Origin of the sequence: Nocardia lasii (assembly GCF_042658545.1) — a bacterium.
Taxonomy (GTDB): Bacteria; Actinomycetota; Actinomycetes; order Mycobacteriales; family Mycobacteriaceae; genus Nocardia; species Nocardia lasii.
Map to the genome: position 1 here is coordinate 574,455 of NZ_JBHSQN010000002.1, position 26,314 is coordinate 600,768.

The following is a 26,314-nucleotide window of genomic DNA, read 5'->3' on the forward strand; positions in this document are numbered from 1 at the left end:
AACGTAATATCGCTGGTCAAGGGCGTTTTCCAGGACTTGCCCCCGGCCCCCGACCCAGCAATGCTACGTTCCAGGAATGTCGAGCACCGCGCCCCCCGAAGATTTCACCCCCGACGCGATCGTCGTCGGCGCCGGACTGGCGGGCCTGGTCGCCGCGCACGAACTGGTCCTGGCCGGGCGCAAGGTCCTCATCCTCGATCAGGAGAACCGCGCCAACCTCGGCGGACAGGCGTTCTGGTCGCTGGGCGGGCTGTTCTTCGTCAACAGTCCCGAGCAGCGCCGCATGGGCATCAAGGACTCTTACGAACTGGCACTGCAGGATTGGCTCGGCTCGGCCGGTTTCGACCGCGACGACGAGGACCGGATGGGCCGGGAGTGGGCGCGCGCCTACGTGCGGTTCGCGACCGAGGAGAAGCGCGACTACCTGACCGCGCTCGGTCTGCGGGTCATTCCGCTGGTCGGCTGGGCCGAGCGCGGCGGCGGCCTGGCCGACGGCCACGGCAACTCGGTGCCCCGCTTCCATCTCACCTGGGGCACCGGCCCCGAGGTGGTGCGTGTGTTCCTCGAACCGGTGCTGGCCGGTGAGGCGAAAGGCTTGGTGCGCTTCGCGTTCCGGCACCGCGTCGACGAGCTGATCGTCACCGACGGCGCCGTCACCGGCGTGCGCGGCAGTGTGCTCGCCCCCTCGCAGACCGATCGTGGTGTGGCGTCGAACCGGGACGTGGTGGGCGAGTTCGGTTTCGACGCCCCCGCGGTGATCGTGAGCTCGGGCGGCATCGGCCACGCGCACGACATCATCCGCCGCAACTGGCCCACCGAGCGGCTCGGACCGTGCCCGGAGACGATGATCTCCGGCGTGCCCGCCTACGTCGACGGGCGCATGCTCGGCATCTCCGAGCAGGCCGGAGCGTCGCTGGTCAACCGCGACCGCATGTGGCACTACACCGAGGGCATCAACAACTGGGATCCGGTCTGGCCCGATCACGCCATCAGGATCATCCCCGGCCCGTCCTCGCTGTGGTTCGACGCCGACGGAATCCGCATGCCCGCACCGTGTTTCCCCGGTTTCGACACCAACGAGACCATGCGCCGAATCCTGTCCACCGGCCACGACTACTCCTGGTTCGTACTCAACCAGTCGATCATCGAGAAGGAGTTCGCCCTCTCGGGTTCGGAACAGAACCCCGACATCACCGGCAAGGACTGGAAGTTCACCCTGCGCAGCAGGCTCGCCAAGGGCGCGCCGGGTCCGGTGGAGGCGTTCAAACAGCACGGCGTTGATTTCGTGGTCGCCGACTCACTGGCCGAGCTCGTCGACGGCATGAACGAGATCGCGCGCGGCCCGAAGCTCGACGCCGCCACGCTCGAACGCCAGATCGTGGCCAGGGACCGCGAGGTCGCCAACGGCTACTCCAAGGACGCGCAGATCAGCGCGATCAACAACGCGCGCAAGTTCCCCGGCGACAAGGTCCGCGTGGTCAAGCCGCACCGCATCCTCGACCCCGCGCACGGCCCGCTGATCGCGGTGCGCCTCAACGTGCTCACCCGAAAGACCCTGGGCGGCCTGCAAACCGACCTCGACTCGCAGGTGCTGCGCCCCGACGGCACGGTGTTCCCCGGGCTCTACGCCGCCGGTGAGGTCGCCGGGTTCGGCGGCGGCGGCGTGCACGGCTACAACGCCCTGGAGGGCACCTTCCTCGGCGGCTGCATCTTCTCCGGTCGCGCGGCCGGGCGGGCGATCGCGCGCAGCTAGTGCGCGTGCCGGGGGGCCAGGGTGCGCGCGGCCTCCTTGGCCACCTCGGCCAGCGCCCTGGCCAGCCGGGCGGTGTCGAGGGCGGCGCGTTCGCCCTTGACCGTGCCCGAGAGCGAGATCGCGGCCACCGCGACCCCGCGACCCCGGATCGGCACCGCCACGCAACCCACCCCCGGCAGCGATTCCTCGGTGTCCACGGCCACGCCCTGCCGGTTGCGGATGCGGGTGAGTTCGCGGTGCAGTTCGGCCCGGTTGACGATGGTGCGCGCGGTGCGGGCCACGGCGTTGCCGCGCAGCGAGGCCTCCGCGATACCGGGTTCGAGGGTGGCCAGCAGCGCCTTGCCCACGGCCGTGCAGTGCGCGGGCAGCCTGCCGCCCACCCTGGTCGGGATGACCGCGCGCCCACGCCCGCCCGCGCGATCGAGGAACAGCACCTCGCGCCCGTCGAGCACGGCCAGGTGGCCGACCATGCCGGTGCGCTGGCTCAGTTCGTAGAGCAGCGGGCCGACGACCTCGCGCAGTTCGTTCTGTTCGGCCGCCAGCCCCCCGAGTTCGAGAACCCGCAGGCCGAGTCGGTAACCGCCGGGGGTGTGCGCCAACCAGCGCAGCCGGATCATCTGGTCGAGGATGCGGTGCACGGTCGAGCGCGGCAGCCCGGTGCGTTCGGAGAGCCCGAGCAGGGTCAGGGTGGGGGTGGTGGCGTCGAACGCGTCGAGGATGAGCGTCATCCGCTCGATCATCGATGTCGGCGGTGCTCCGGTCGCCCGGCCGGCTCCGGTCCACATCTCGTCCGGCGCCGGTTCGGTCACGATCTCGACCGTCATTGATCAAACCTCCACAGTGCGTAGCGCTAACAGACTAGAGCTGTTAACTCCACTTACGCACCATTTCACGGTGAGGTGCTCGGCTGGCCGGGTCGGTCCGGGGGTATCGTCGCCGCCCCGCGGACGTTTTCGAGGCGGGCGGCGCGGCGCACGAGCAGCTCGCCCGTGCCGGCGGGCGGGGTGTTGCGTCGCCAGATCGCCCGGAATTTCCGGGTCAGGCGGGCGGCGTCGGCCGCCGGGACCTCCACCAGGGTGCCGGTCACGAGGTCGGGCGCGGCGATCAATCGGCTCAGCACGGCCGGGGCCATGCCGGTTCTGGCGGCGGCCACGATCGCGACGGTCGAGCCGAGTTCGGCGGCCGGGCCCGCCGGCGGCGCGGCGGTGGACAGCAGGTCCCAGACGGTGTCGCGGGTGCCCGAACCCGGTTCGCGCCACAGCAGCGCCGTGGCGGCCAGTTCGGTCAGGGTGACCGGCGAGTGTCGGTGGGCCCAGGGATGATTCGGCGCGACGACCACGACGAGATCGTCGGCGCCGAGCACCCGGCTGCCCAGACCCGTCGGCGGGTGCGGGCCCTCGACGAAGCCGAGATCGGCCGCGCCCGCGCGCACCAGGGCCGCGACCTGGGTCGAGTTCTCGACCTCGAGGGCGACCACGACCTCGGGGTGATCGGTGCGCAGCGCGGCGAGCCAGTGCGGAATGCGATGGTCGGCAATGGTTTTGGAGGCGGCGATGCGCAGGCGCGGGGCGTCGGCGCTGCGCAGGCGGGCGACATCGTCGACCAGGGCGTCCACCGCGGCCAGCACGCTGCGGGCATGCGCGAGGACCGTGCGGCCCGCGTCGGTGAGTTCGGAGCCGGTGGGCGCGCGATCGAGCAGGGTGAGGCCCAGGCGACGTTCCAGTGCGCTGATCCGCATGCTCGCGGCGGGCTGGCTGATGCCGTGCCTGCGGGCGGCGGCGCCGAGGCTGCCCAGTTCGGCCACCGACACCAGGAGGTCGAGGACGTCCAGGTCGGGCGTTCCGGGCGGCAGGGGCATGCGCCGATTATCGGTCAGCGGGTGCGCGCGCGTGCGCGCCGGACCGCCTTGGCGACGCTGTAGAGGGCGAAGACCGGTTTGAGCGGGAGCCACTCACCGAAGCGGTAGTCGCGGGCGCGCACCAGTCTCTCGGCCAGTTCCGGGCTCTGCTCGGCGAGGAAGCGGCGGGCCGATTCGGCGTGGGTGGGCAACGAGACGATCTTGATCCGGTCGACGTCCTTCAGGAACGGCATCGCGAAAGCGATGTTCTCCCAGGTGGATCGGCTCGATTCCTCGAGGACCAGTTCCCCGGTGTAGCCGCGTTCCTCGGTGGCGTAGCGCGCCATCAGGGCCGCCTCCGGGATCGGGCCCGCGCAGGCTCCGCCGCTCAGCACCAGCCGGGTCCGTGGCGCCGTCGGGTCGATCGAACGCAGTCCGGCGCGCACCCGCCAGCGGTTCATCGCGTTGGCGCGCGGTCCGGCGTCGCGATAGCCGAGGACGACGACGGCCTCCGAGCCGGGCATCCCGGTTCCGACGCCGTCGCGCGAGGCGCGCCAGTTCGTCCACTCACCCCACAGCAGGACGCTCAGACCGGCGGCGAGGGTGAGCCGAGTCCGTTTCCGCACGTCTCCAGCAAACCACGGACCCACCCGGTCGTCCTGTCGAGTCCCATAAGCCACGCTTATGAGCTCCTCGCGAATCGGCCTCTACCTGGGGTGTCGCCGCTCGACAACAGTGAAGAAGTGAATCGCGTACACCCCCTCGCTCCCGGGCTCGCCCTGGCCGCCGCGCTGGCGACTGCGGCCACCCCGTTCGGCACGGCGCTGCCGATGGTCGGGACGCCGGTGCTGGCGCTGGGCGCGGGCGCGGCGGCGGGCGTGGTGCTGCGACGACGCGACCCGGCGGGTGCGGTGTTCGGCGCCGGGCTCGAGGTGGCCCGGCAGCGGGTGCTCGGGGTGGCGATCGTGTTGCTGGGGCTTTGCCTGCCGCTCGGGTCGGTCGTGGCGGTGGGGCGCGAGACCGCGGTGGTGCTGCTGGGAACCTTGCTCGTCGGTGGGGTGGCGGCGTTCTTCGTCGGGCGGATGCTGGCGGTGGATCGAGAGTCGGCGACGCTGATCGCGGTGGGCACCACCATCTGCGGCGCGTCCGCGATCGCCGCCGCCACCGCGGTCCTTCGCCCCGACAAGCAGCGGGTCGCCTACGCGCTGTGCACGATCTTCGTCTTCAATGTGACCGCGGTGCTGGTGTATCCGCCGCTGGGTCGCGCACTCGGGTTGTCGCAGGAGGCTTTCGGGCTGTGGGCGGGTACCGCGATCAACGACACCTCGTCGGTGCTGGCCGCGGGTGTCGTCTTCGGTGCCGGGGCGGCGCAATTCGCGGTGATCGTGAAAATGGTGCGCAGTCTGGCCATCATCCCGCTGTGCCTCGGCCTGCATCTCGGCCGCCGCCACCTCGCCGAGAATACCGACCTGCCGAAAACCGCCCTGCGGCAGTCGGTTCCACTGTTCGTGATCCTGTTCCTGGCCGCGTCCTTCCTGGCCGGCCTCGGCCTGGTCCCCACCGAACTGACCGACCCCCTCTCGACCGCCAGTGGCTGGCTCATCGCCGCCGTCCTCGCCGCCATCGGCACCTGCCTGAGCCCCGCCCGCCTGCGCGCCGCGGGCCCGCGCCCCCTCCTGCTGGGCGGCTCCCTCGGCCTGATCCTCGGCGCCACGAGCCTGGCCCTGATGTACCTGACCGGCTGGTGCTGACGGATCCCCCGCGAAAGGTAGCGCTAAAATTGCTGGACATCACTGGTTCGACGCGAACAGGAGGATGTCATGAGCACCGTTTTCCGCATCATCGCGACCGCGGGCGCCGCCGCGGCCCTGACCCTGGCCACCGCGGGCGTAGCCGCCGCCGAGGAAGCCGAACCACCGCCCTCCCCCCTGGTCCAGTACATAGAATCCTGGCCTCCCGCCCCCGACTGGTGCAACGGCGTCTGGGACCCCATCGAAAACGCCATCGAAGACTCGATCCCGCCACAGTACGAACCAGAATTCGACGCCTTCGACGACTGGTGCGAGGGCCCCGCCGAGTGATGCGTAGCCGCTGTCAGCGCGCGGTTTCCGAGATCCACCCGGGCAGTGGCTCGCGCGCGGCGAGCCACGCCGGCGGAATTCCCCTGGTTCGACCGGTGTCGCCGATGCCGGTATGTGCCGCCACGATGCCGCCGACGATCGCGGCCGTGGTGTCGACATCACCGCCGGCCTCGACACAGGCGTGGATCGCGCTCGGATAATCCCCGAGGTGCGTGGCAGCGGTCCACAGGGTGAACGGCACCGTGTCGTGCGCGCTGACCCGCGCACCGTTACCCAGCTCGTAGGCCGCCTCGGCGACGGTGCGTCCGAGAAGTTCGCGCGCCCTGCGAACCCCCTGCGCGGTGCGCCCGTCGATCAGATACGGCTCGACAGCGTCCAGCAGTTCGACTGGCGCGCAATCCTTTCCCCGCGTGGCGGCGGCATACCCGGCGGCCACCGCGACGAGCATCGCGGCGAGGACCGCTTCGGGGTGCCGGTGGGTGACCTCGGCCGACAGCGCGGCCTGCGCCGCCGCGCGATCCGGATCATCGGCGAAGTACGCCCCCAGCGGAGCGACCCGCATCGCCGCACCATTGCCCCACGATCCGAGCCCGTCGAATACCGCTCCCGCCGCATCGGCCCACGGACGCCCGTCCCGAATCTCGTGCAGCACGACCACGGTGCCGGGACCATAGCCGCGATACGGCTCGCACCGATCGGCGAAGGCAGCGGCGAGACGATCCCGGTCCACACCCCCGTGATCGCGGATCTCGACGTAGACCGAACACGCCATCTCGGTGTCGTCGGTCCACGGCCACGGCGCGACCGGCGGCTGTCCGGCGAGCAGACCGGGAACCGAACTACCGGGAACGAAGAACTGCGCACCGAGCGCATCACCGACGGACAAACCCTCGAGACTGTCGAACGCGAGACCGAAATTCACCATACGACCCGCCATCATGCCCACCGACAGCACGCACCGCAACCGAGCTACACCAACTCGACCTCGTCGAATCCGACCGTCAACCGATGTCGCCGTTCACGCAGGACGTTGCCTTCGCGGTGCACGGTCCCCTCGCCGAATTCGATTCGCAGCTGCGCACGTCGGACGTCGACGTCCTGGACGACCGCGCAGATGCCACTGAACGGGCCCGCCGGAAAGTACACGACGTCACCTGGACCGTACTCGGTAATCCCCACGGCGACACTGTAATTCATATTTGTCGAGCACAGGGTACGCGCGGTTGGTGGACCGGGAGGGACGGGTTGGCTCTAGGCGTCGAAGTCGAAGTCGGCGAGGAGGTTGTCGGCTCGGGTGAGGGCTCGGTCCAGGTCGGTGGTGGCGGAGTCCATGAGGGTCAGGCCGTCGAGGAGGGTGGAGAGTTCGGTGTGGAGGGCGTGGAGGTCGGCGACGGCGGGGTCGGGGGTGGTCCAGGCGACGGTGTCGGACCACCAGGGGTCGCGTTGGATCCAGGACCAGACGATGTCGCGGACGAACAGGGCGTCGGTGGTGAACAGGTGGCGGTGTTGGGGGCCGCGGGTGTGTTCGACTTCGTAGGTGCCGTCGGCGAGGTAGCGGGCCTGGATGGTGTCGGTGGGGGTGCGGGTGAGCAGGAGGAAGGGGTGCTCGGGGGCCGGGGCGGTGGCGGCGATGCCGGGGCGGGCGGGGTCGACCGGGCGTGGGGCGTCGGAGCCGTCGCCGAGGTGGACTACGACCTCGGGCTGATCGTCGCGCTGGGCACCCATCGGGCCAGTGTGCCGGATGAGCCGCCTACGCGAAAAGCCGCGTCGAGGAAACCGGGCCCGAGCAGGCCACCCCGGTGGTTCGCCGGGAACGCGGTCGGCGCGGCAACACCCGCGCCGACCGCGACCCGCCGCCTACGAACCGGTGACGACCTGGGTGGTGAGCTGGTCGAGGTTGTCGATCACCGCGTCGGCCAGCGCCAACGCATCGGGCACCGGCGGGAACTCCGGACGCGGCGCCGCGATCAACCGCATCCCGGCCGCATGCGCCGAGAGCAGACCGTTGGTCGAATCCTCCACGGCCGTACAGTCTTTCGGATCCACACTCAACCGCTGCGCAACGGTCAGATACACATCGGGCGCCGGTTTCCCACGCCCGACCTCCTCGGTGGACAACACCGCCGAGAACGAGTCGATCAGCCCGGCCTTGGCCAGCACCAGATCGATCAGCGTGGCCGGCGACGAACTGGCCAATCCCAACGTCCAGCTGCCTGAGCACCGCCGCACCGCCTCCACCGCACCGGGCAGCAGCGGCACGTGCTGGGCGTACTTCTCGGCCATCAGGTCGATGATGTCGGAGGCCACCTGCTCGGCCGGTTCGGCGACCCCGAGATCGTCGGCCATGTAGCTCGACCACTCGACGGTGCTCATCCCCATCATCTTCTTCTGCGAATCCGGTTGCCACCGGCCATCTTTGAGAACCACGTAATCGTGTCTGACCTTTTCCCAGAGGGGTTCGGAATCGATCAGCACGCCATCCATGTCGAACACAACCGCCGCGATACCCATGCGTTCAGCCTTTCGCCGCTCACCCGGAGGGGCACCACCAGCGGTGTGCCGACGCCCCGGTACGTAGGAGACCTGCTCGGTATTCGGCACCCAGCCTAGTGGACCCGACACCGATCCCCGGCGCGAACAGCCAGCTCGACAGCGATAACGTGTTACATATGGACGAAACACAGGTCGGTACCCCGCTCCCGGACGAGAAGCATCACGAAGGCGGATTCCGGCCGGTTGCCGAGCTGATCCAGGCCCGCAAGGATCGCGGCAACGACATCACCGCCGGCGGCCCGCATCTGGGCGAACTGATCGAGCAGGTTCGGGCCCTGATGGACCGGGCGCGACTGCTCAGCCCGTCCGACGAGCTGGCCAAAGACGCGATCACCACCCTCGAACAGCTCAATGCCCGCCTCGACGAGGGCGTGGTGGACGAGTGGTCCTCGCCGAGCTGGACCCGCACCGACCTACCCGCGCGCGGCAACATCACCCTGCCGCCGTACACGGTGGTCAGCGGCAGCCGCGAGGGCGTGACCGCGAAGGTCACCTTCCGCACATTCCACCTCGGTGGCAACAACGCCGCGCACGGCGGGCACATCGCACTCGCGTTCGACGACATCATCGGCATGACCGCCGCCCTGGCCACCAAATCGGTGACCCGCACGGCCTCGCTCACCCTGGACTACCGCTCGATCACCCCGCTCGACCGCGAGCTCACCGTGCGCGCGTGGGCCGAACGGGTGGAGGGTCGCAAGGTGTATCTGCGGGCGACGATGCACGACGGCGAGCGGCTGTGCGCCGAGGCGCACGGGCTGTTCATCGTGCTCAATCCCGGCCAACCGTGATCGACGCCGACATTGCGATCGACGTGATCGCAATGTCGGGCACCCGCGCCCAGGTGGCGTAATAGCCGATCAGCGTGCCGTCCGCGCAGGTCGCGCGAACGGCGACCCGGCGGAGAAACATCGGCTGAATTCGGGCAGCCGAAGCGCCGACCGAGCGGTCGGAAAATCGCCGCTATCGTCACTGTTCATGCAGGTCAGCGAGAAATCAGAGCTCCCGGAGCCCACCCCGATCCGCGGTCAGCGCGCCGATCGGGCGCGCCGGGTCGCCGATATCCTGCGCCACCAGATCCTGGCGGGCGCGGTGACGGGCACGGTGCCCGGCGAGCAGGAACTCGCCGCCGAGCACAACACCTCCCGCAACACCGTGCGCGAAGCGTTGACGCTGCTGCGCGACGAGGGCCTCATCGATCGTGCCCCGAAGGTCGGCACCCGGGTGTCGGCCCGCAAGTTCGACCACGGCCTCGACGCCCTGCTCGGCCTCCAGGAGACCCTCAAGGGGCACGGCACCGTCCGCAACGAGGTGCGCGCCGCGACCACGATCACCGCTCCCCCGGCCGTCGCGCGCAGGCTCGACCTGGACCCGGGCGACGAGGTCGTCTACATCGAACGGCTGCGGTTTCTCGCCGATCTGCCGCTGAGCCTGGACCTCACCTATCTCGCGCCCGATATCGGCGTCGAGCTGCTCACCCACGATCTCGAGACCACCGATGTATTCGTCCTGCTCGAACAGATCACCGGCCGGTCGCTGGGTGCCGCGGAGCTCGCGTTGGAGGCCGTCGCGGCCGACCCGCACACCGCCACCACCCTCGACACCCCGGCGGGCGCCCCGCTGCTGATGCTCGAACGCCTCACCCACCTCGACGACGGCCGGCCCGTCGACCTCGAATACATCCGCATGCGCGGTGACCGCATCACCATGCGCGGCAGCCTCACCCGCAGCGCTCCCGAATGGAAGGTCCTGTAATGGCATTGGTTCCCCAGCGCGCCGACGTCCCGGTGACGATCGACGAATCGTTGTGCATCACCGGGTGCACCCTGTGCGTGGATATGTGTCCGCTCGATTCCCTTGCCATTCACGAGGATTCGGGCAAGGCCTATATGCACGTCGATGAATGTTGGTATTGCGGACCCTGTGCCGCGCGCTGCCCCACCGGGGCCGTCACCGTCAATATGCCCTATCTGCTTCGCTGAAACCCCCGGGAATTTTTCGTATGAAGATCACTCGTTTCGTCCCGCTCGCCCTGGCTCTCGCGCTCGCCGCGACGGGCTGTTCCCTCGAAAGTTCCGATGCCGCACCGGCGGGCACCGTCAAGGTCGTCATCGGCTACCAGTCCAAGACCATCAATACCGTCACCGCGGGCACCCTGCTCAAAGCGCAGGGTTACCTGGAACAGCGTTTGCGGAAGATCACCGACGGTGGTGGCGCGAAATATCAGGTGGAGTGGCAGGACTACGATACCGGCGCCCCGATCACCGCGCAGATGGTGGCCGAGAAGATCGATATCGGCTCGATGGGCGACTATCCGTTGCTGATCAACGGTTCTCGCACCCAGGCCAACGAGCGGGCCCGCACAGAACTGGTGTCGATCACCGGCTACAACCCCAAGGGCGCGCTCAATATGGTTGTGGTGTCGAATGATTCGACGGCACGATCGCTGACCGACCTCGCGGGCCAGAAGATCTCGGCGAGTGTGGGGTCGGCCGGGCACGGCACGCTCGTGCAGGCGCTGTCGCGGGCCGGGATCGATCCGGCCAAGGGCGTCGAGGTGCTCAATCAGCAGCCGCAGGTGGGCGCGACCGCGCTGGAATCGCATCAGGTGAGCGCACTGTCGCAATTCGTGGCGTGGCCGGGACTACTCGTGCACCAGAACAAAGCCAAATTGCTGTATGACGGTGCCGAATTGAATGTGCCGACCTTCCACGGTGTGGTCGCCCGGCGCGCCTACGCCGCCGATCATCCCGAGGTATTGCAGGCGTTCCTGGCCGCGCAATTGGACGCGACGGCGTTCCTGAACGAAAAGCCGTTCGAGGCAGCCGATATCGTCGCCAAGGGTTCGGGATTGCCGCAGGAGGTGGTGTATCTCTACAACGGTCCGGGCGGAACCAGTTTCGACACCACGCTCAAGGCGAGCCTGATTGCCGCGTTCCGCGACGACGTGAACTACCTGAAGTCAATCGGTGATTTCGCCGAACTCGATATCGACGGGTTCGTGCAGGACGGTCCGCTGCGCAAGGCGTTCGCCGAGACCGGCGCCGACTACGACGCCGCGCTGGCGACACAGACCAATCCGAGCAAGGTGACCGGGACCGACCCGATCTGCGCTGTGCCCGTGCAGGATCCGGCGCTGGCCGGGGAGATCTGGGTCGACGGCGCCGACAAGCCGCAGCCCGCCGCGAATCCCGGCTGCCTGCTGCGGGCGGTCCAGGCGCTGACGGCGCAGGGCAAGACGGTGCGCGCGGTGTATGTGCCCGATGCCGAACTGGGCACGCGCTGGTTCGCCGACAAGGCCATCTGGTTGCGTGATGGCGCGCGGTACCTGCCGTTCACCACGCAGGCGGCTGCCGATCGTTACCGCGCCGCCCACCCGGGTGCCGCGGCGGTGTCGTACGAGCAAGCCGTGACGGAAGTCCGCGGATGAGCACGGTTCCCGGGGCACACACCCAGGCCGAAGCCACGGCTGCCGGTATCGAACTGACAGAGAACGACCCCGCCGGGTCGCGCCGAACCGATAACTCCACCGTCGCGACGGCCGAGGCCACGCTCCCGAAGGCGACACCGCACCCGACCCTCGGCAACGGCACCGAGCTCACCGCGCCACCCACCGAGACCGTCGACACCGAGAGCACGACCGGCCGATCGGTGTGGGTGTCGCGGGCGATCAGGATCGCCTCGGTCGCCGCCGCGATCGGCGTGTGGCAGGTGCTCACCGCGGGTGATCTGCGCCTGTGGTTGCGCTTCGACACGCTGCCGACGGTGACCGAGATCGTCGCCGAGTTCGGGGAGCACCTCGGCACCGGGCAGTACTACCTCGACGTGGCGCAGTCGCTGGTGCGGATCGTCACCGGGTTCGGGCTGGCGGCGGTGGTGGGCGTGCTGGCCGGGATCGGTCTGGGCCGCTCGCGTCTGCTGGCCGATGTGTTCGGTCCGCTGGCCGAGTTGATCCGCCCGATTCCCGCGATCGCGCTGGTGCCGGTGGCGATCCTGCTGTTCCCCAGCGACGAATCCGGCATCGTGTTCATCACCTTCACCGCCTCGCTGTTCCCGGTGCTGGTGAGCACCCGCCACGCCACCCGCGCGCTGCCGACCATCTGGGAGGACGCCGTGCGCACACTCGGCGCCTCGCGGCGCGAGGTACTGACCCGGGTCGTGATGCCCGGCATCCTGCCCGGGGTGTTCAGCGGGCTGTCGGTGGGCATGGGCGTGGCCTGGATCTGCCTGATCTCGGCGGAGATGATCTCCGGGCGCCTCGGCATCGGCTATCGCACCTGGCAGTCCTACACCATCGTCGACTACCCGGCGGTGTTCGTCGGGATGATCACCATCGGGGTGCTCGGTTTCCTCACCTCCGGAATCGTCGAACTGGCAGGCCGCCGGGTGACCCGCTGGCTGCCGAGAGAGGTCGCCGCATGACCACGACCACCACCGCGCCCGCCGTCTCGGTCGGCATGCGGCTCGATCTCGAATCCGTTCGGATCAGCTACGGCGCCCAAGCTGTGGTGCGCGACATCGATCTGACCGTCGCCGCGGGCGAGATCCTCGTGCTCGTCGGCAAATCCGGTTGCGGCAAGTCGACGCTGCTGCGCGCGCTGGCCGGGCTGCGCAAGCCGTCGGGCGGGGTGATCCGCGCCGACGCGGACATCGTGACCGGGCCCTCGGCCGATCGGGCGCTGGTGTTCCAGGACGACGCGCTGCTGCCGTGGCGCACCGCGCGCGCCAATATCGACCTGGCCCTGCGCCTTCGGGGCGTCGCGCGGGGCGAGCGGGCCGCGCAATCACAGCGCTGGCTCGACGAGGTGGGGCTCACCGCCTACGGCGACTACCTGCCGCGTGACCTGTCCGGCGGGATGCGCCAACGGGTTCAGCTCGCCCGCAGCCTCGCCGGCTCGCCGCGCGCGGTGCTCATGGACGAACCGTTCGGCGCCCTGGACAGCCAGACCCGCACCGACATGCAGCGCCTGCTCATCGAGACCTGGCGCGCGCATCCCACCACGATCGTTTTCGTCACCCACGACCTCGACGAGGCCCTGCTGCTCGGGGACCGCATCGCCGTACTCGGCGCGGGTTCGCTGCGCGCGGTCGTCGAGGTGCCCGAACCCCGCGAACCGGTCGACCGGCACGCGCTCCGGGCCCGAATCCTGGAGTCCCTGTGAACATTCCCGACCTGGCCGACCGTATTCGGCTCGACTGCGATGTGCTCGTCATCGGCGGCGGCACCGCTGGCACGATGGCCGCGCTCACCGCCGCCGAGTCCGGCGCGAACGTGCTGCTCCTCGAGAAGGCGCACGTGCGCCATTCCGGGGCGCTGGCGATGGGCATGGACGGGGTCAACAACGCCGTCATTCCCGGCAAGGCCGTGCCGGAGGATTACGTCGCCGAGATCACCCGCGCCAATGACGGCATCGTGGATCAGCGCACCGTGTATCAAACCGCCACACGGGGTTTCGCGATGGTGCAGCGACTCGAGCGGTACGGCGTGAAGTTCGAGAAGGACGAGTACGGCGAGTACGCGGTGCGACGGGTGCACCGGTCCGGGTCGTATGTGCTGCCGATGCCCGAGGGCAAGGACGTGAAGAAGGCGCTGTATCGCGTGCTGCGACAGCGCACGATGCGCGAGAAGATCCGGATCGAGAACCGGTTGATGCCGGTGCGGGTGCTCACGCACGAGGGGCGCGCGGTGGGCGCGGCCGCATTGAACACGCGCACCGGCGAATTCGTCGAGGTGGCCGCGAAGGCGGTGATTCTGGCGACCGGTCCGTGTGGTCGGCTCGGGCTCCCGGCGTCGGGGTACCTGTACGGCACCTATGAGAATCCGACCAACGCGGGCGACGGCTACTCGATGGCTTATCACGCCGGTGCGGAGCTGTCGGGGATCGAGTGCTTCCAGATCAATCCGCTGATCAAGGACTACAACGGTCCCGCCTGCGCGTATGTGGCCAACCCGTTCGGCGGGTACCAGGTCAATGCCGAGGGTGAGCGGTTCGTCGACTCCGACTACTGGTCGGGGGCGATGATGGCCGAGGTGAAGCAGGAGATCGAATCCGCGCGCGGGCCCATCTATCTCAAGGTCTCGCACCTGCCGGACGAGACCCTGTCGACGCTGGAATCGATCCTGCACACCACCGAGCGCCCCACCCGCGGCACCTTCCACGCCAACCGCGGCCACGACTACCGCACCCACGATATCGAGATGCACATCTCCGAAATCGGTTTGTGCGGCGGACATTCCGCGTCCGGGGTGTGGGTGGACGAGAACGCCCGCACCACGGTGCCCGGCCTGTACGCGGCAGGCGATCTGGCGTGCGTGCCGCACAACTACATGATCGGCGCGTTCGTCTACGGCGATCTCGCCGGCACCCACGCGGCCTCGACACTGGCCGAGCTCGACGCCCCGACCGCGCTGCCCACCGACCAGCTCGCCGAGGCCCACGAACTGATCTACCGGCCGTTGCGCCAACCCGAGGGGCCGCCGCAGACGCAGGTCGAGTACAAGCTGCGCCGGTTCGTGAACGACTATGTGGCACCGCCGAAGACGGCCGCGAAACTGTCGATCGCGGTGGAGACGTTCGAGCGGATGCGGGCCGAGGTGGACGGAATCGGCGCGCACACCCCGCACGAACTCATGCGGGCGGTGGAGGTGCAGTTCATTCGCGACTGCGCCGAAATGGCGTCGCGCAGTTCGCTGACCCGCACCGAGTCGCGCTGGGGGCTCTATCACGATCGCGCCGACATCCCCGAGCGCGACGACGAGTCGTGGAACTTCCACCTGAACCTGCGCAAAACCGTCGACGGGGCCATGGAATTCGTGAAGCGGTCGGTGGCGCCGTATCTGGTGCCGGTTCCCGGACTCGACGATGTGCCCTCAGCCGAACCGATCGTCGAGGTGATCGCGCAACCCGAACTGGTGGGGACCCGCGCACCGCAGCGTGACGCGCCCGCACGGGTCGCCACCGCCCCGGTCACCCCGTCCTCACCGCGCTTGGTCACGCTGCTCGCCCTGGATTCCCCTGCGGTCGAGGACCTTTCGAGCTACCTCGCCGATCCCGACCCGGTGGTGCGGGTGGCGGCGCTGTCGGTGCTCACCGAGAACACCCCCGAGGGCTTCGCCGACGAACTGGTGCGGGCGCTGGGTGACGAGGCGGCCTCGGTGCGGCGGGCGGCCACCGAGAGCCTGCGGGAACTGGTGGAGGTGGTGCCGGGCGCCGGCGCGCTCGCCGAGCATCTGGGCTCCCCCGATCCGCTGGTCCGCGCCACCGTCGTGGATCTGCTTCGCGCGCTGCGAGCGGGCGACGCGGCGGATTACCGGGTGGCACTGGGTGATACCGACCATCGGGTGCGGATCGAGGCGGTGCGGGCGCTGGTGTCGCTCGATGATGCCGACGCGGTGGCCTCGATCGCCGGGGACGTCAACCGGGAGGTGCGCATCGCCGTCGCGCACGGGTTGGCCTCGATCGGTGCCGGCGGGGTCGAGGTGATCCGCGTGCTCACCGGTGACCCCGATCCGCTGGTTCGCGCCGCCGCCCTCACCGCCTACGCCGCGTTGGGCACCGCCGCCGAGGATGTCGTCGAACTCACTGCGGCACTGCGACATTCCGCCTGGCAGGTCCGCGTCGGTTCCGCTCGCGGGCTGGCGGGGTCGACTCCCGAGGTGGGTGTGGTGCCGCTGACCGAGGCGCTGACCGATCGGCACCTCGACGTGCGCAAGGCCGCGGTGCTGGCCCTGTCCACCTGGCCGGACAGCACCGCCGCCCTCGACGCGCTCGAGTCGGCGATCACCGACCCCGACGCCGATGTGCGGGCCTATGCCCGTCGCGCGGTGACCGCCGCCGGCCGCACCCCGATCGACCCCGCGCGCGCCGAGGCATCCCTGGCGCAGGCGTGACCGGGGAGCCACCGAGTCCGCGCAGCCACCCGGCAGCGCGGATTCGGGCACCGGTTCCGGTGGCGGTTCCGCGGCGCGCGGAGCACCGCGGGTCACCCCGCGACGGGCGGTTGTGCCGCCGGTCGGCGGGCAGCGCGCTCAGGATTATCACAGGTCGGCGTCGGTAGGCTGGCCCGATGAGTGCACTTCTCGCCCCGCTGGTGACCGTGACCGAGGACCTGGACGCGGTGACGACGGTCGGCCACGAGGACGAACCGGCCGACGCCGGAACCACCCGCGCCGAGGTCGAAGCGATCTGGGCCTCGGTGCGCGGGTGGTACGCGCTGGGCACCACCCCCGCCATTCAGGTGTGTCTGCGGCGCAACGGCGCCATCGTGCTGAATCGGGCGATCGGGCACGGCTGGGGCAACGCGCCCGCCGATCGGCCGGACGCGGTGAAGATCCCGGTGACCCCGGAGTCGCCGTTCTGCGGGTTCTCCACCGCCAAGGGCGTCGCCGCCACGGTGATGTCGCTGCTCGTCGAGCAGGGCGCGTTCGCGCTGAAAGATCCGGTGGCCGACTACATTCCGGAGTTCGCCTCCCATCGCAAGGGCGTGATCACCATCGGTGATGTGCTCTCGCATTCGGCGGGCGTCCCGTTCATCACCGCACCCCACAGCGGCACCGCCGCCGTCCTCGACGAGGACCTGGCACTGCGCACACTCATCGACCTGAAACCGACCTGGCCGCCGGGCCGCTTCCGTGTCTACCACGCCCTGACCAGCGGGTTGATCCAACGCCTGCTGGTGCAGCGGGCCACCGGCAAGCGCATGCGCGAGCACCTCGCCGACCAGGTGCTGACCCCGCTGGGCTTCCGCTGGACCAACTTCGGCGTCGACCCGGCCGATGTCGACAAGGTCGTGCCGAGCGTGAAAACCGGTCCGCCGCAACCGAAACTCGCGCGCTTCCTGGCGGGCAAGGCCCTCGGTGGCCGCATGGACAACGCCTCCAAGGCGACCGAAGCGGCGTTCCTCGCCGCCGAACTGCCCTCGGGCAACCTGGTGACCACCGCCTACGAACTGTCGCGCTTCTACGAAATCCTCGCGCGCGGTGGCGAATTGGACGGCGTCCGGGTCATCGAACCCGACACGCTGCGCGCCGCGATCACACCGGCCGACCGGATCCCCGGTCTGGCCGGGCGGGTCAGTCGCGCGGGCTTCGAACTGGGCGCGCGCCGATCCAAGTTCGGTCGCGACACCGGCGCCCATTTCGGTCGCAGCGGCCTGACCACCCAGTACGGCTGGGCTGACCCGGACCGCGGACTCTCCGGCGCCATCCTGACCAGCGGGAAAGCGGCCACCGACCTCGATCGGCCGTGGCAGCTGGTCGCCCGGATCTCCGAAACCCTGGCCCCGCTCCCGGTGACCGAACGGCACTTCCGGGTCTGAACCACCGATCACGCCGAAGCTGTTGCTTCCCAAGGAAATCCGTCGGCCGTGGCGTCGTTCGACGCCACGGCCGGAAAAATCAGGCGCCGATGACCGCGTTCATGATCGTGCCCGCGCTCGTGGCCACCGCACCACCGGCCATGGCGCTGGCGATCATCTTCGGGGACTGGAGGCCGCCGCCGTTCCACTTCTCCCAGGCGAAACGACCGCCGCCGTAGGTGATGGCCGTGACGCCCGACAGCAGGATCATCCAGGTGAAATACCGGCCGAGCTGCATCACCTTCTCGGCCATAGGCGGTGCCTCCGGCGTGGGATTGCCCACCTGGGCGACAACGATGCCGTAGGTGTCGTGCACTGCGGCCAGGATCATGCTCACGATCGGTGCTCCTTCGTCGGTTGTTCGTGATGACGCCGATGTCGAGAACTCGTGACGCGGTAGAAACCAGATCTGGTGATGCGGGCAACACTGCGGTTAAACCATGACCGCAGTCACAGTCTCATAGACGTGCCTGTGTCGCGCCGTGGCCCTAGTATCGAGGTGCGGGGCTCGTTCGAAAATCGGCGCGACGAGGCGCTGACCACCACCTTCATCGCACACCTACCGTACCGCGAGGAGGGCACATGGCTTTCTTCATTCCCTTGTTAGTCGCGTTTCTTCTGGTGATCGCAGCAGTGGTAGTCGCTTCCTATGCGACCGTTTCCCTGACCTATTGGTTTGAATCTCGCCGGATTCGTCCGGATCAGTCCGACCCGCAACCCGCACGCTGAGCCCCGTTCCGACCCGATGCCCCGGCAGCCCGCACGGTTGCCGGGGCATCGTCGGTTTTCGACCCTGATCAGGGCAGGTCAAGGCCCGATCGCGCGGCGATCACGGCGGCCTGGACCCGGGAGCGGACCCCGAGCTTGCTCAGCACCCCGCGAGACGTGGGTTTTCACGGTGGCCTCGCCGATGCGCAGGCGGGCGCCGATCTGACTGTTGGACAGGCCGGCGCCGAGTCCGGCCAGCACCTGCTGTTCGCGGTCGGTGAGCGCGGACAGATCCGGCGGCGGTGGGCAGGTCGAGGTCGGCGGGGCGGTGCACGGTGACCGCGCCCCCGGCGGCTTCGGCGGCGTCGATCAGGCCGTCGAGGGAGGACATCGGGTGACACGCGCAATCCCCCGAAAGAGGGACGTGGGCACGCGATCCGGGCGCTCGACCGCGGCGCGCACCGATCGCGTCACACCCGGGGAAAACGGGACGCGCGACATGCCGTGTCACCGATACGTTGAACGTTGTTCGTCGGAGCAACGAGAGGATGTCGGTGGCGACAGGTACCGCGAGTCCGGCCGTCGGCTTCCGTTCCGAGCGCGGGGCGATCCTGGCCTCGCTCATGCTCGCCACGGGGCTCATCGCGCTCGACTCGACCATCATCGCCACCGCCGTCCTCACCATCACCGACTCCCTCGGCGGGTTCGCGATGTTCCCGTGGCTGTTCTCCCTCTACCTGCTGGCGCAGGCGGTGACGGTGCCGATCTACGGCAAGCTCGCCGACATGGTGGGGCGCAAACCGGTGATCCTGTTCGGGATCGTGGCCTTCGCGTTGGGTTCGCTGCTGTGCGGGTTGGCCACGAGCATGGTGGCGCTCATCGTCTTTCGCGCGATCCAGGGCATCGGGGCCGGCGCGATCCAGCCGATGACCATGGTGATCGCCGGTGATCTCTACACGCTCACCGAACGGGCCAGGGTGCAGGGCTATCTGGCGGGCGTGTGGGCCAGTTCGGCGGTGCTGGGGCCGCTGCTCGGCGGGGTGTTCGCCGACCATCTGAGCTGGCGGTGGATCTTCCTGATCAACCTGCCGCTGTGCGCGGTGGCGGGCTGGATGCTGGTGCGCCACTTCACCGAATCGGCGGTGCGCGGCACGCAGCGGATCGACTATCTCGGCGCGGTGCTGCTCACCGTCGGCGCGGGCGGGCTGATCCTGGCCCTGCTCGAGGGTGGGCAGGCGTGGGCGTGGACCTCGCCGGTGTCGCTGGTGTTGTTCGCGGGCAGCCTGGCGGTGCTGGTGGCGTTCACGGTGACGCAGGCGCGCTCGGCCAATCCCATTCTGCCGCTGTGGATCTTCACCCGCCGGGTGGTGATCGCGAGCAGCACGGTGTCGCTGATCGTCGGCGCCGTCGTGCTCGGATTGACCTCGTATGTGCCGACTTTCGCGCAGGGCGTGCTCGGGACGAGCGCGCTGATCGCCGGACTCACCGTGGGCGGGCTCTCGCTGGGTTGGCCGCTGGCCGCGACGCTGTCGGGAAAGCTGTACCTGCGGTGTGGGTTTCGCGTCACCGCCGTGATCGGTGGCGCGCTCGTGACGGTGGGGTGCGCGACGACACTGTGGATCGGACCGCAGGCCGGTGTCTGGCAGGTCGCGGCGTCGTGCTTCCTGATCGGCGCGGGCATGGGTTTGGTGGCCTCGCCGACCCTGATCGCCGCGCAGGCGAGCGCGCCGTGGCACGAACGCGGGGTGGTCACCTCCGCGAACATGTTCGCGCGCTCGCTGGGCAGCGCGGTGGGCGTCGCGGTCTTCGGCGCCATCGTCAACGCCGGAATCCGCAACCCCGACCACCCCACCGCAGGCGAACTCGCCCACGGCATCCACCTGGTGTTCCTGGCCATGCTGGCGATGGCCGTGATCATGCTGATCGCCGCCGCCACGATGCCGGGCCGCGCCGACCATCACGACTCGGTCGCCGACGATAGAACCACCGCGACCTGATCGATGGCCACCGCCGTGCGCCGCCGCTAGCGTGACCGCATGGCGGGAATGTGGGGTTCGGGAGATCAGGGCGCGGCCGAGACGCGGGCGCGCCGGGCCGGATCGTTCGGGACACAGGCCGCGATCTACGCGGAACACCGGCCCGACTACCCGCAGGCGGGAATCCGGTGGGCGCTGGAACCGGTTGCGGCAGGCGACAATCCGGTGGTGCTGGATCTGGGTGCGGCGCGCGACGATCCGGTGGTACTCGAACCGGTCGCGGCAGGCGCCGAGCCGGTGGCGCTGGACTCGGACCCGGCCGACAACGAGCTGGCGGTGCCGAGACCTGACGCGGTCGATTACGAGCTGGTGGTGCTGGATCTGGGTGCGGGGACGGGCAAGCTCAGCGGCGGGTTGCTCGAGGCGGGCGTGCGGGTGATCGCTGTGGAGCCCGACGACGCGATGCGCGGCGAGTTCGAGCGGCGGTATCCGGGGGTGACGGCGTTGTCCGGGGCGGCGGAGGCGATTCCGCTGGCGGACGGGGCGGTGGACGCGGTGGTCGCGGGGCAGGCGTTCCACTGGTTCGACCAGGCGCTGGCTTTTCCTGAGATCGCGCGGGTGCTGCGGCCCGGTGGGGTGTTCGCCGCGTTCTGGAACAACGACGACCACCGGGTCGACTGGGTGGCGGGGCTGCACCGGGTCTCGCGGACCTCGGCGTCGTTCCCGTCGGCGACGGGCGGCGACACCCTGCCCGCGCACCCGCTGTTCGAGCCCTTCGAGTCCGCCGAGTTCGACCACACTCAGCGCCGGAGCGCCGCCTCACTGACCACGGCCATCGGCACCCACTCGCACACCGTGGTGATCTCCGAGCGCGAACGCGCCGAGGTGCTCGCCCGGATCCTGGACTACCTGCGCGCGAGGCCGGAGACCGCCACGGGCGAGTTCGACTTCCCCCTGCGGACCGGGGTGATCCGCGCGATCCGACGCCCGGACACGCCGGCGTAGACCAGGCAGCGGCGATCTCGTACGCCCGGCGAGTGTCGTGCGCGACGGTGCCCGGCCGTCCGACGTGCTAGCTCGCGCGTTCCTCCGATCTGTGCACCACATCGACGATTTCGTCGGGGTCGAATTCGACGACGCGGCGGACGCGGGAGTTCGCGACCGGGGCGAGGTCGACGACGATCGCGGCCCCCGCGGCGGGTTGGGTGATCGCGGTGATGCGGTCTTGGAGGTGGCCGCCGTCGGGGACGGGAACGCGGATGATGTCGCCGACGGTGAGGGCTTCGGCGCGGATGCGGCCACCGGTGGCGGTGGGGTCGTTGGTGCCTGCGCGGGTGTGGCCGACGGTGGCGCCGATGCCGCGTTCGGCGATGGTCCACCAGACCTGCTCGTCCGGGTCGACGGGTCCGATTCTGTTGTGCCAGGACAGGATTCGGTCGCGTTCAGCTTCGGCGTCGGCGCGGGACTCGTGCAGGGAGAGCTGGCGGCGCACGGGTGCGTTGCGGGTGCGGGTGGTGCCCGCGGCGCCGTCGACCACGAGGATCCAGCGTGCGCCGACGGCGTCGTCGCGGCGGGCGGTGACGCGTTTGGCCAGCGCGAGGCCCGGGGTGGCGCCGAGGCGGTCGGCGGCCTCCTCGATGCTGTCCACCAGGCCCAGTGCGCGCAACAGTTCGGCGACCGAGAGCTCCGAGGTGGCCAGCTCCTGGGCCAGCGCGGGCATGGGGGTGCGGCGGCGCCAGCCGATGCGGGCGCAGTGCTCGTGGCGGGTGAACCACAGGCCGCTGCGGACTCGCCGGTGATTGTCGACGACGACGGCCCACCAGTTCCAGTCCGGTTCGGCCACGATCCGCGCGCGGATCCACCGTTCCCGATCGCCGGTCGACACCCGTTCCTCGGGCGGCACGAAGTGGCGCAGCGCCGAGCGCACCGCCGATTCGGTCCGGCCGAGGGTGACCGCCGTACGGGCCAGGTCGGTGCCCGCGCGCAGGTCGTCGGCCAGTACCCGATATTCCGATTCCCGCCAGGTGGTGCCGTGCTGGCGGGGCGGCCGCAGATCGCCGCGTGTCTCGTCACTCATATCGTGCCCCCGTTCTCGCACCGCCCGACCACCTCGAGTGGCGGGCGCGTTGTGTGACACCTCGAACGATACCGAGGGGGTATGACAGAAAACGCTTGTCTGCCAGCGGCTTTCCAGCAAACGACCACGGCGGCGCCCGCGCGCGGCGACACGCGACCGACCGGTATGGGCGGTCGAGGCCGCGTTTGTCGCTACCGTGGCCGGGGTCACGTCGAACGAGGCCGGGAAATACCGGCGCGGCGACGCGGGTTGGCTTCGACAGGGGTACTACACACTCGAGGAGGCTCATGAGCGTCACGTTGTCGGTGCTCGATCTGGCACCGGTGCAGTCCGACGCGACAGCGGGTGACGCGTTGCAGGCCACGACCCGCTTCGCCCAGCGCGCCGAGGAGCTGGGATTTCACCGATTCTGGGTGGCCGAGCACCACAATATGCCCGGCATCGCGAGCGCGGCCCCGGCGGTGGTGCTGGCCCATCTGGCGGCGTCGACCGCGAAGATCCGGGTCGGGTCGGGCGGGGTGATGCTGCCCAACCATCCCCCGCTGGTGGTGGCCGAACAGTTCGGCACGCTCGAGGCGCTGCATCCCGGCCGGATCGACCTGGGCATCGGGCGGGCGCCGGGCACCGATCCGGTCACCGCGCGGGCACTGCGGCGCAGTGCGCAGGGCCTGGGCGGGGACGAGTTCCCGCAGGAGCTCACGGCGCTGATCGGGTTCTTCCGCGGCGCCGACCCCAGCGGCATCGTGGCGAGTCCGGGGCGGGGCGCGGAACCGGAGGTGTGGTTGCTCGGTTCCAGCGGGTACAGCGCGCAGGTGGCGGCCGTGCTGGGGTTGCCGTTCGCGTTCGCGCACCACATCGCGCCGGACAACACGGTGGCGGCGCTGTCGCTGTATCGGGAGAACTTCCGGCCGTCGCAGGCCCTGGCCGAGCCGTACACGATCGTGGCCGCCTCGGCGATCTGCGCCGACACCGACGCCGAGGCCGACCGGCTCGCCGCACCGCGCGACCTGGCCTTCGCCAATCTGCGCTCGGGCCGCCCGCAGGCCATCGCCACTCCCGAACAGGCCGCGGGGTTCCCCGGCACCGACGCCGAACGCCACTTCGCGGCGCAGCGGCGAGCGGGTCAGCTACAGGGTTCGCCGGACACGGTGCGCGAGCAGGCGGCACACCTGCTCGACGCCACCGCCGCGGACGAACTCATGCTCAACACCCTCGTCTACGACCTCGACGCGCGCATCCACTCACTGGAACTCACCCGCGCGGCGATCAACGGCTGAAGGACACCGAGCCCGATCGACGCGCCGGCTACGCGGCTGAACGCGGGACGACCCGACTCGACTGCACGACCACCGGCGCGGTCAGCAGCCGGGCGCGAGCCGACGATGACGTGTCTCAGTGCAGGCGGAAACCCCTGGCGGCCAAGGACTCCCTCAGACGGTGGCGACCGTTGAGCGAAGCCTTGGTGCCGAGGCGGGCCAGGGTGCGTTCGGTCCAGGAGAACGGCAGCCCCTGGTCGGTGTAGATCTCGCCGATCCGCTGCTCGTACTCGGCGACCGGCTCGCGCTGGACCGCCAGGTCGTAGCTCTCCTGGTGCAGGACCGCGGTCTGGGGCAGGCGCGGCTTGACCCGGGTGCCCTCGGCGGGGTCGGGGTGGCCCACGACCAGGCCGAAGGTCGCGAAGACCTGGTCGGGCAGATTCAGTTCGGCCGCAACGGCTTCGGGGTCGTTGCGCAGGGCGCCGATGTAGACGGTGCCCAGGCCCAGGGATTCGGCCGCGACCACGGCGTTCTGCGCGGCGAGCGCGGCGTCGACGAAACCGACATAGCTGGACTCGAGGTAGTCGGCGCCGTCCAGGGGCGCGCCGTGGTCGTCGGCGAGTTGGCGCAACCGGGCGAAATCGGCGGTGAACACCAGCAGCACCGGCGCCTGCTCGATATGGACCTGCCCGCCCGCGATCTTCGCCAGTCGCGCGCGCCGAGCCGGATCACGGACCTCGATCACGCTCCACACCTGCAGGTTCGACGAGGTGGGCGCGGACTGCGCGGCCGAGACCAGCAGCCGGATCGTCTCCGGGGACACCTCGGTCGGCAGGTAGCGGCGCACCGACTTGTGCGTGTGCAGGACCTCGAGCACCGGATTCCACTGTTCGGGGGCATCGGTGGTGGGGTCGGCGTAGCGCTGCTGCACGAGATGGGCGGGGCTTGGAGCGGTCTGGGTCATGACAGTCATCGTCGGATACGACGCGGCCGAAGTCTGCGATAACCCTCAGCGTGAACCGAAGAGCCGGGCTGGCCGAGGCCGCACCCCGGTCGATACCGTAGGGGTGGGAGCCCACCGTCGGGTGGGACGAGGGAGTGCGTCATGGGCAAGGTTTTCGAGCGGATCGACGACAAACTGCGGGCGTTCATCGCCGAACAGCCGATGTTCTTCCTCGGTACCGCCCCCTCCGTCGGTGGCCGGGTCAATGTGTCCCCCAAGGGTTATCGCGACACCTTCGCGGTGCTCGACGACCACACCGTCGCCTACCTCGACCTGTTCGGCAGCGGCTCGGAGACGATCGCGCACCTGCGCGACAACGGCCGCATCACCGTCATGTTCTGTTCGTTCGGCCGCACCGCGCGGATCCTGCGACTGTTCGGCACCGGCCGCGTCGTGCGCCCCGACTCCCCCGAATTCGACGCCCTGCGCGCCCATTTCGGCTCCGGACACACGGGATTGCGGGCGGCGGTGGTGATCTCGGTGGAGCGGATCGCCGACTCGTGCGGGTGGTCGGTGCCCAAGCTCGACCTCGTCGAGGAACGACCCATCCTCGACGAGGCCCATACCCGGCGCACCGACGCCGATTTCGCGCGCCGCATCGCCGGGGACAACGCCACCAGCATCGACGGACTGCCCGCGCTCGAGCCGGATCACCCGCTGCCCTCGACGGTCGTGCGCGCCGATCAGGGAATCGAGGTCACCGCGATCGCGGGATCGGACAGGCTGCCGAGGTAGAGGGTGCCCTGGTGTTCGGCCACGGCGGTGACCAGGCCGAAGTCGGAGTCCGCGCGTTGCAGGTCGTGCACCAGGGTGCCGTCGAAGGCCAGCGCGAGCACCCAGGTGGTGCGGGCGGGGGCCGGGGTGAGGACGTCCGGGAGGGCGTCGACCACGCGACGGAGGATGCCGGGCAGTGGGAACAGCGTGTCCAGCAGGGGGTTTCGTGGCGCCACGAGGCCGACCCACGCCAGGCCGTCGCTGCCGAGCAACATGTTGTCGGGTGAGCCGGGCAGGTTCTCCACGAGGTGGTCGCTGGTGCCCGCGTGCGGGCCGGTCAGCCAGTAGCGGGTGATGCGGTAGGCGCCGGTCTCGGCGACGAGCAGGCAGGAGCGATCGGGCGCGAGGACCACGCCGTTGGCGAATTGGAGGCCGTCGACGAGCACGTCCACCTGCCCGTCCGTGGTGCGGCGGATCAGCGCGCCGCTGCCGGAGTGTTCGAGAATGTCGGTCATCCACTCCTCGAACGGCCAGCGACGCGAGGAGACGGTGAAGTAGATCGTGCCGTCGGAGTCGCGAATCACGTTGCTGGGGAACAGCAACGGCGCGCCGTCGAGTTCACCGACGACGACCTCGAGTTCACCGCCGGGCTCGGACAGCCGCAGCACACCGCGACCGGCGACGCAGATCAGCAGGCCGCCGTCGGTCTCGGCGTGCAGCCCGAGCGGGCGGCCCTCGACGTGCGCGATCTGCTCGACCGTGCCGCTGGCGGGGTCCACGTGCAGGATCGCGCCGTCGTCGGTGCCGGTGGCCAGGCGACCGTCGGCGAGCACCACCACGTCCTCCGGGCCGTTGCCGGGCAGCGGCAACAGGCGCGGGGGCGGCAGCGGTGGATCGCTGTGGGTCTGTCGCGCGCGGGCGGTGGGTCGCGGCGGAGTCCAGCGGTGGGGGCGCATCGGCATGCTCATTGCTACCACGTCGCGCGACCGTAAGTGACAG

28 protein-coding genes and 1 pseudogene are annotated in these 26,314 nt (G+C 69.9%); 16 read left to right on the forward strand and 13 right to left on the reverse strand.

Annotated elements, in window-relative coordinates:
* Positions 1-76 precede the first annotated feature (76 nt).
* Positions 77-1,753 (forward strand): FAD-binding dehydrogenase, encoded by a 1,677-nt coding sequence (locus ACFP3H_RS06345; protein WP_378600885.1) that lies wholly within the window; start codon positions 77-79, stop codon positions 1,751-1,753.
* Here ACFP3H_RS06345 and ACFP3H_RS06350 read toward each other — a convergent pair.
* From ACFP3H_RS06350 to ACFP3H_RS06360, 3 genes are all read right to left on the reverse strand, one after another.
* Positions 1,750-2,577, reverse strand: a complete 828-nt coding sequence (locus ACFP3H_RS06350; protein WP_378600888.1) for an IclR family transcriptional regulator — start codon at positions 2,575-2,577, stop codon at positions 1,750-1,752. The genes ACFP3H_RS06345 and ACFP3H_RS06350 overlap by 4 nt on opposite strands.
* A 65-nt stretch (positions 2,578-2,642) precedes the next feature.
* Positions 2,643-3,611 carry a LysR family transcriptional regulator gene (locus ACFP3H_RS06355; RefSeq protein ID WP_378600891.1) on the reverse strand — a complete coding sequence of 323 codons (969 nt, stop codon included), beginning with the start codon at positions 3,609-3,611 and terminating at the stop codon, positions 2,643-2,645.
* A gap of 14 nt (positions 3,612-3,625) precedes the next feature.
* Positions 3,626-4,216, reverse strand: a complete 591-nt coding sequence (locus ACFP3H_RS06360) for a YdcF family protein (RefSeq protein ID WP_378600893.1) — start codon at positions 4,214-4,216, stop codon at positions 3,626-3,628.
* 117 nt (positions 4,217-4,333) lie between these two features.
* On the opposite strand from ACFP3H_RS06360, the gene ACFP3H_RS06365 reads away from it, so the two are divergent.
* Together ACFP3H_RS06365 and ACFP3H_RS06370 are read left to right on the forward strand one after the other, a co-directional pair.
* A complete protein-coding gene (locus ACFP3H_RS06365) occupies positions 4,334-5,341 on the forward strand; it encodes a YeiH family protein (RefSeq protein WP_378600895.1) in 1,008 nt (335 codons plus the stop codon).
* A 69-nt stretch (positions 5,342-5,410) separates the two neighbouring features.
* Positions 5,411-5,671: a hypothetical protein gene (locus ACFP3H_RS06370; protein WP_378600897.1), complete on the forward strand. Its 261-nt coding sequence runs from the start codon at positions 5,411-5,413 to the stop codon at positions 5,669-5,671.
* 13 nt (positions 5,672-5,684) lie between these two features.
* On the opposite strand, the gene ACFP3H_RS06375 is transcribed toward ACFP3H_RS06370, so the two are convergent.
* The 4 genes from ACFP3H_RS06375 to ACFP3H_RS06390 form a co-directional block, all read right to left on the reverse strand.
* Complete coding sequence (locus tag ACFP3H_RS06375) at positions 5,685-6,557, reverse strand: ADP-ribosylglycohydrolase family protein (RefSeq protein WP_378600899.1); 873 nt, start codon at positions 6,555-6,557, stop codon at positions 5,685-5,687.
* A gap of 83 nt (positions 6,558-6,640) precedes the next feature.
* A complete protein-coding gene (locus ACFP3H_RS06380; RefSeq protein ID WP_378600902.1) occupies positions 6,641-6,850 on the reverse strand; it encodes a hypothetical protein in 210 nt (69 codons plus the stop codon).
* Positions 6,851-6,922: 72 nt separating this feature from the next.
* Complete coding sequence (locus tag ACFP3H_RS06385) at positions 6,923-7,396, reverse strand: hypothetical protein (RefSeq protein WP_378600905.1); 474 nt, start codon at positions 7,394-7,396, stop codon at positions 6,923-6,925.
* Between the two features lie 132 nt (positions 7,397-7,528).
* Positions 7,529-8,182: an HAD family hydrolase gene (locus ACFP3H_RS06390; protein ID WP_378600908.1), complete on the reverse strand. Its 654-nt coding sequence runs from the start codon at positions 8,180-8,182 to the stop codon at positions 7,529-7,531.
* A 158-nt stretch (positions 8,183-8,340) separates the two neighbouring features.
* On the opposite strand from ACFP3H_RS06390, the gene ACFP3H_RS06395 reads away from it, so the two are divergent.
* On the forward strand, positions 8,341-9,015 hold the full coding sequence (locus tag ACFP3H_RS06395) for a PaaI family thioesterase (protein WP_378600911.1): 675 nt from the start codon (positions 8,341-8,343) through the stop codon (positions 9,013-9,015).
* On the opposite strand, the gene ACFP3H_RS06400 is transcribed toward ACFP3H_RS06395, so the two are convergent.
* Complete coding sequence (locus ACFP3H_RS06400) at positions 8,996-9,136, reverse strand: hypothetical protein (RefSeq protein ID WP_378600914.1); 141 nt, start codon at positions 9,134-9,136, stop codon at positions 8,996-8,998. The two genes, ACFP3H_RS06395 and ACFP3H_RS06400, sit on opposite strands and share 20 nt — an antisense overlap.
* Before the next feature lie 66 nt (positions 9,137-9,202).
* On the opposite strand from ACFP3H_RS06400, the gene ACFP3H_RS06405 reads away from it, so the two are divergent.
* The 7 genes from ACFP3H_RS06405 to ACFP3H_RS06435 all read left to right on the forward strand — a co-directional run bounded on the left by ACFP3H_RS06405 (position 9,203) and on the right by ACFP3H_RS06435 (position 17,542).
* Complete coding sequence (locus ACFP3H_RS06405; protein WP_378600917.1) at positions 9,203-9,979, forward strand: GntR family transcriptional regulator; 777 nt, start codon at positions 9,203-9,205, stop codon at positions 9,977-9,979.
* Complete coding sequence (locus tag ACFP3H_RS06410; RefSeq protein ID WP_019046727.1) at positions 9,979-10,206, forward strand: 4Fe-4S dicluster domain-containing protein; 228 nt, start codon at positions 9,979-9,981, stop codon at positions 10,204-10,206. The genes ACFP3H_RS06405 and ACFP3H_RS06410 overlap by 1 nt, the downstream gene beginning before the upstream one ends.
* Positions 10,207-10,226: 20 nt before the next feature.
* A complete protein-coding gene (locus tag ACFP3H_RS06415) occupies positions 10,227-11,654 on the forward strand; it encodes an ABC transporter substrate-binding protein (RefSeq protein WP_378600921.1) in 1,428 nt (475 codons plus the stop codon).
* Positions 11,651-12,646 (forward strand): ABC transporter permease, encoded by a 996-nt coding sequence (locus tag ACFP3H_RS06420; protein ID WP_378600925.1) that lies wholly within the window; start codon positions 11,651-11,653, stop codon positions 12,644-12,646. Before ACFP3H_RS06415 ends, ACFP3H_RS06420 begins: the two co-directional genes overlap by 4 nt.
* The gene (locus ACFP3H_RS06425; protein WP_378600928.1) at positions 12,643-13,386 is read left to right on the forward strand and encodes an ABC transporter ATP-binding protein; all 744 of its coding nucleotides are present in this window, start codon (positions 12,643-12,645) and stop codon (positions 13,384-13,386) included. Before ACFP3H_RS06420 ends, ACFP3H_RS06425 begins: the two co-directional genes overlap by 4 nt.
* Positions 13,383-16,115, forward strand: coding sequence for a fumarate reductase/succinate dehydrogenase flavoprotein subunit (locus ACFP3H_RS06430; protein WP_378600931.1), 2,733 nt, complete (start codon positions 13,383-13,385; stop codon positions 16,113-16,115). Before ACFP3H_RS06425 ends, ACFP3H_RS06430 begins: the two co-directional genes overlap by 4 nt.
* Positions 16,116-16,291: 176 nt before the next feature.
* Positions 16,292-17,542, forward strand: coding sequence for a serine hydrolase (locus ACFP3H_RS06435; protein ID WP_378600934.1), 1,251 nt, complete (start codon positions 16,292-16,294; stop codon positions 17,540-17,542).
* Between the two features lie 79 nt (positions 17,543-17,621).
* Here the strand turns inward: ACFP3H_RS06435 and ACFP3H_RS06440 are convergent, their stop codons facing one another.
* A complete protein-coding gene (locus ACFP3H_RS06440) occupies positions 17,622-17,912 on the reverse strand; it encodes a hypothetical protein (RefSeq protein ID WP_174551054.1) in 291 nt (96 codons plus the stop codon).
* 251 nt (positions 17,913-18,163) lie between these two features.
* On the opposite strand from ACFP3H_RS06440, the gene ACFP3H_RS06445 reads away from it, so the two are divergent.
* Positions 18,164-18,310, forward strand: a complete 147-nt coding sequence (locus ACFP3H_RS06445) for a hypothetical protein (protein WP_378600937.1) — start codon at positions 18,164-18,166, stop codon at positions 18,308-18,310.
* A 68-nt stretch (positions 18,311-18,378) separates the two neighbouring features.
* On the opposite strand, the pseudogene ACFP3H_RS06450 reads toward ACFP3H_RS06445, so the two are convergent.
* A pseudogene (locus ACFP3H_RS06450) lies at positions 18,379-18,595 on the reverse strand (response regulator transcription factor); the annotation flags it as partial.
* 248 nt (positions 18,596-18,843) lie between these two features.
* Here ACFP3H_RS06450 and ACFP3H_RS06455 point away from each other — a divergent pair.
* Positions 18,844-20,286 carry an MDR family MFS transporter gene (locus ACFP3H_RS06455; protein WP_378600940.1) on the forward strand — a complete coding sequence of 481 codons (1,443 nt, stop codon included), beginning with the start codon at positions 18,844-18,846 and terminating at the stop codon, positions 20,284-20,286.
* A gap of 39 nt (positions 20,287-20,325) precedes the next feature.
* Positions 20,326-21,270, forward strand: coding sequence for a class I SAM-dependent methyltransferase (locus ACFP3H_RS06460; protein WP_378600943.1), 945 nt, complete (start codon positions 20,326-20,328; stop codon positions 21,268-21,270).
* Between the two features lie 67 nt (positions 21,271-21,337).
* Here the strand turns inward: ACFP3H_RS06460 and ACFP3H_RS06465 are convergent, their stop codons facing one another.
* Positions 21,338-22,342, reverse strand: coding sequence for a hypothetical protein (locus ACFP3H_RS06465; RefSeq protein WP_378600946.1), 1,005 nt, complete (start codon positions 22,340-22,342; stop codon positions 21,338-21,340).
* Positions 22,343-22,629: 287 nt separating this feature from the next.
* Here ACFP3H_RS06465 and ACFP3H_RS06470 point away from each other — a divergent pair, with 287 nt between their 5' ends.
* Positions 22,630-23,619, forward strand: coding sequence for an LLM class flavin-dependent oxidoreductase (locus ACFP3H_RS06470; protein WP_378600949.1), 990 nt, complete (start codon positions 22,630-22,632; stop codon positions 23,617-23,619).
* Positions 23,620-23,734: 115 nt separating this feature from the next.
* On the opposite strand, the gene ACFP3H_RS06475 is transcribed toward ACFP3H_RS06470, so the two are convergent.
* A complete protein-coding gene (locus ACFP3H_RS06475; protein ID WP_378600952.1) occupies positions 23,735-24,562 on the reverse strand; it encodes an NADPH-dependent oxidoreductase in 828 nt (275 codons plus the stop codon).
* A gap of 141 nt (positions 24,563-24,703) precedes the next feature.
* On the opposite strand from ACFP3H_RS06475, the gene ACFP3H_RS06480 reads away from it, so the two are divergent.
* Positions 24,704-25,336 (forward strand): pyridoxamine 5'-phosphate oxidase family protein, encoded by a 633-nt coding sequence (locus tag ACFP3H_RS06480; RefSeq protein WP_378600955.1) that lies wholly within the window; start codon positions 24,704-24,706, stop codon positions 25,334-25,336.
* Here the strand turns inward: ACFP3H_RS06480 and ACFP3H_RS06485 are convergent.
* Complete coding sequence (locus ACFP3H_RS06485; RefSeq protein WP_378600958.1) at positions 25,285-26,283, reverse strand: SMP-30/gluconolactonase/LRE family protein; 999 nt, start codon at positions 26,281-26,283, stop codon at positions 25,285-25,287. The two genes, ACFP3H_RS06480 and ACFP3H_RS06485, sit on opposite strands and share 52 nt — an antisense overlap.
* Positions 26,284-26,314 lie beyond the last annotated feature (31 nt).

What these genes read in the sequence shown, in the direction of transcription:
- ACFP3H_RS06480 (WP_378600955.1), top strand. Translation starts at nt 24,704, where the DNA reads ATGGGCAAGGTTTTCGAGCGGATCGACGACAAACTGCGGGCGTTCATC.
- ACFP3H_RS06390 (WP_378600908.1), bottom strand. Translation starts at nt 8,182, where the DNA reads ATGGGTATCGCGGCGGTTGTGTTCGACATGGATGGCGTGCTGATCGAT.
- ACFP3H_RS06405 (WP_378600917.1), top strand. Translation starts at nt 9,203, where the DNA reads ATGCAGGTCAGCGAGAAATCAGAGCTCCCGGAGCCCACCCCGATCCGC.
- ACFP3H_RS06410 (WP_019046727.1), top strand. Translation starts at nt 9,979, where the DNA reads ATGGCATTGGTTCCCCAGCGCGCCGACGTCCCGGTGACGATCGACGAA.
- ACFP3H_RS06460 (WP_378600943.1), top strand. Translation starts at nt 20,326, where the DNA reads ATGGCGGGAATGTGGGGTTCGGGAGATCAGGGCGCGGCCGAGACGCGG.
- ACFP3H_RS06345 (WP_378600885.1), top strand. Translation starts at nt 77, where the DNA reads ATGTCGAGCACCGCGCCCCCCGAAGATTTCACCCCCGACGCGATCGTC.
- ACFP3H_RS06355 (WP_378600891.1), bottom strand. Translation starts at nt 3,611, where the DNA reads ATGCCCCTGCCGCCCGGAACGCCCGACCTGGACGTCCTCGACCTCCTG.
- ACFP3H_RS06385 (WP_378600905.1), bottom strand. Translation starts at nt 7,396, where the DNA reads ATGGGTGCCCAGCGCGACGATCAGCCCGAGGTCGTAGTCCACCTCGGC.
- ACFP3H_RS06470 (WP_378600949.1), top strand. Translation starts at nt 22,630, where the DNA reads ATGAGCGTCACGTTGTCGGTGCTCGATCTGGCACCGGTGCAGTCCGAC.
- ACFP3H_RS06445 (WP_378600937.1), top strand. Translation starts at nt 18,164, where the DNA reads ATGGCTTTCTTCATTCCCTTGTTAGTCGCGTTTCTTCTGGTGATCGCA.
- ACFP3H_RS06420 (WP_378600925.1), top strand. Translation starts at nt 11,651, where the DNA reads ATGAGCACGGTTCCCGGGGCACACACCCAGGCCGAAGCCACGGCTGCC.
- ACFP3H_RS06370 (WP_378600897.1), top strand. Translation starts at nt 5,411, where the DNA reads ATGAGCACCGTTTTCCGCATCATCGCGACCGCGGGCGCCGCCGCGGCC.
- ACFP3H_RS06415 (WP_378600921.1), top strand. Translation starts at nt 10,227, where the DNA reads ATGAAGATCACTCGTTTCGTCCCGCTCGCCCTGGCTCTCGCGCTCGCC.
- ACFP3H_RS06400 (WP_378600914.1), bottom strand. Translation starts at nt 9,136, where the DNA reads ATGTTTCTCCGCCGGGTCGCCGTTCGCGCGACCTGCGCGGACGGCACG.
- ACFP3H_RS06435 (WP_378600934.1), top strand. Translation starts at nt 16,292, where the DNA reads ATGAGTGCACTTCTCGCCCCGCTGGTGACCGTGACCGAGGACCTGGAC.
- ACFP3H_RS06440 (WP_174551054.1), bottom strand. Translation starts at nt 17,912, where the DNA reads ATGATCCTGGCCGCAGTGCACGACACCTACGGCATCGTTGTCGCCCAG.
- ACFP3H_RS06465 (WP_378600946.1), bottom strand. Translation starts at nt 22,342, where the DNA reads ATGAGTGACGAGACACGCGGCGATCTGCGGCCGCCCCGCCAGCACGGC.
- ACFP3H_RS06395 (WP_378600911.1), top strand. Translation starts at nt 8,341, where the DNA reads ATGGACGAAACACAGGTCGGTACCCCGCTCCCGGACGAGAAGCATCAC.
- ACFP3H_RS06350 (WP_378600888.1), bottom strand. Translation starts at nt 2,577, where the DNA reads ATGACGGTCGAGATCGTGACCGAACCGGCGCCGGACGAGATGTGGACC.
- ACFP3H_RS06485 (WP_378600958.1), bottom strand. Translation starts at nt 26,283, where the DNA reads ATGAGCATGCCGATGCGCCCCCACCGCTGGACTCCGCCGCGACCCACC.
- ACFP3H_RS06475 (WP_378600952.1), bottom strand. Translation starts at nt 24,562, where the DNA reads ATGACCCAGACCGCTCCAAGCCCCGCCCATCTCGTGCAGCAGCGCTAC.
- ACFP3H_RS06425 (WP_378600928.1), top strand. Translation starts at nt 12,643, where the DNA reads ATGACCACGACCACCACCGCGCCCGCCGTCTCGGTCGGCATGCGGCTC.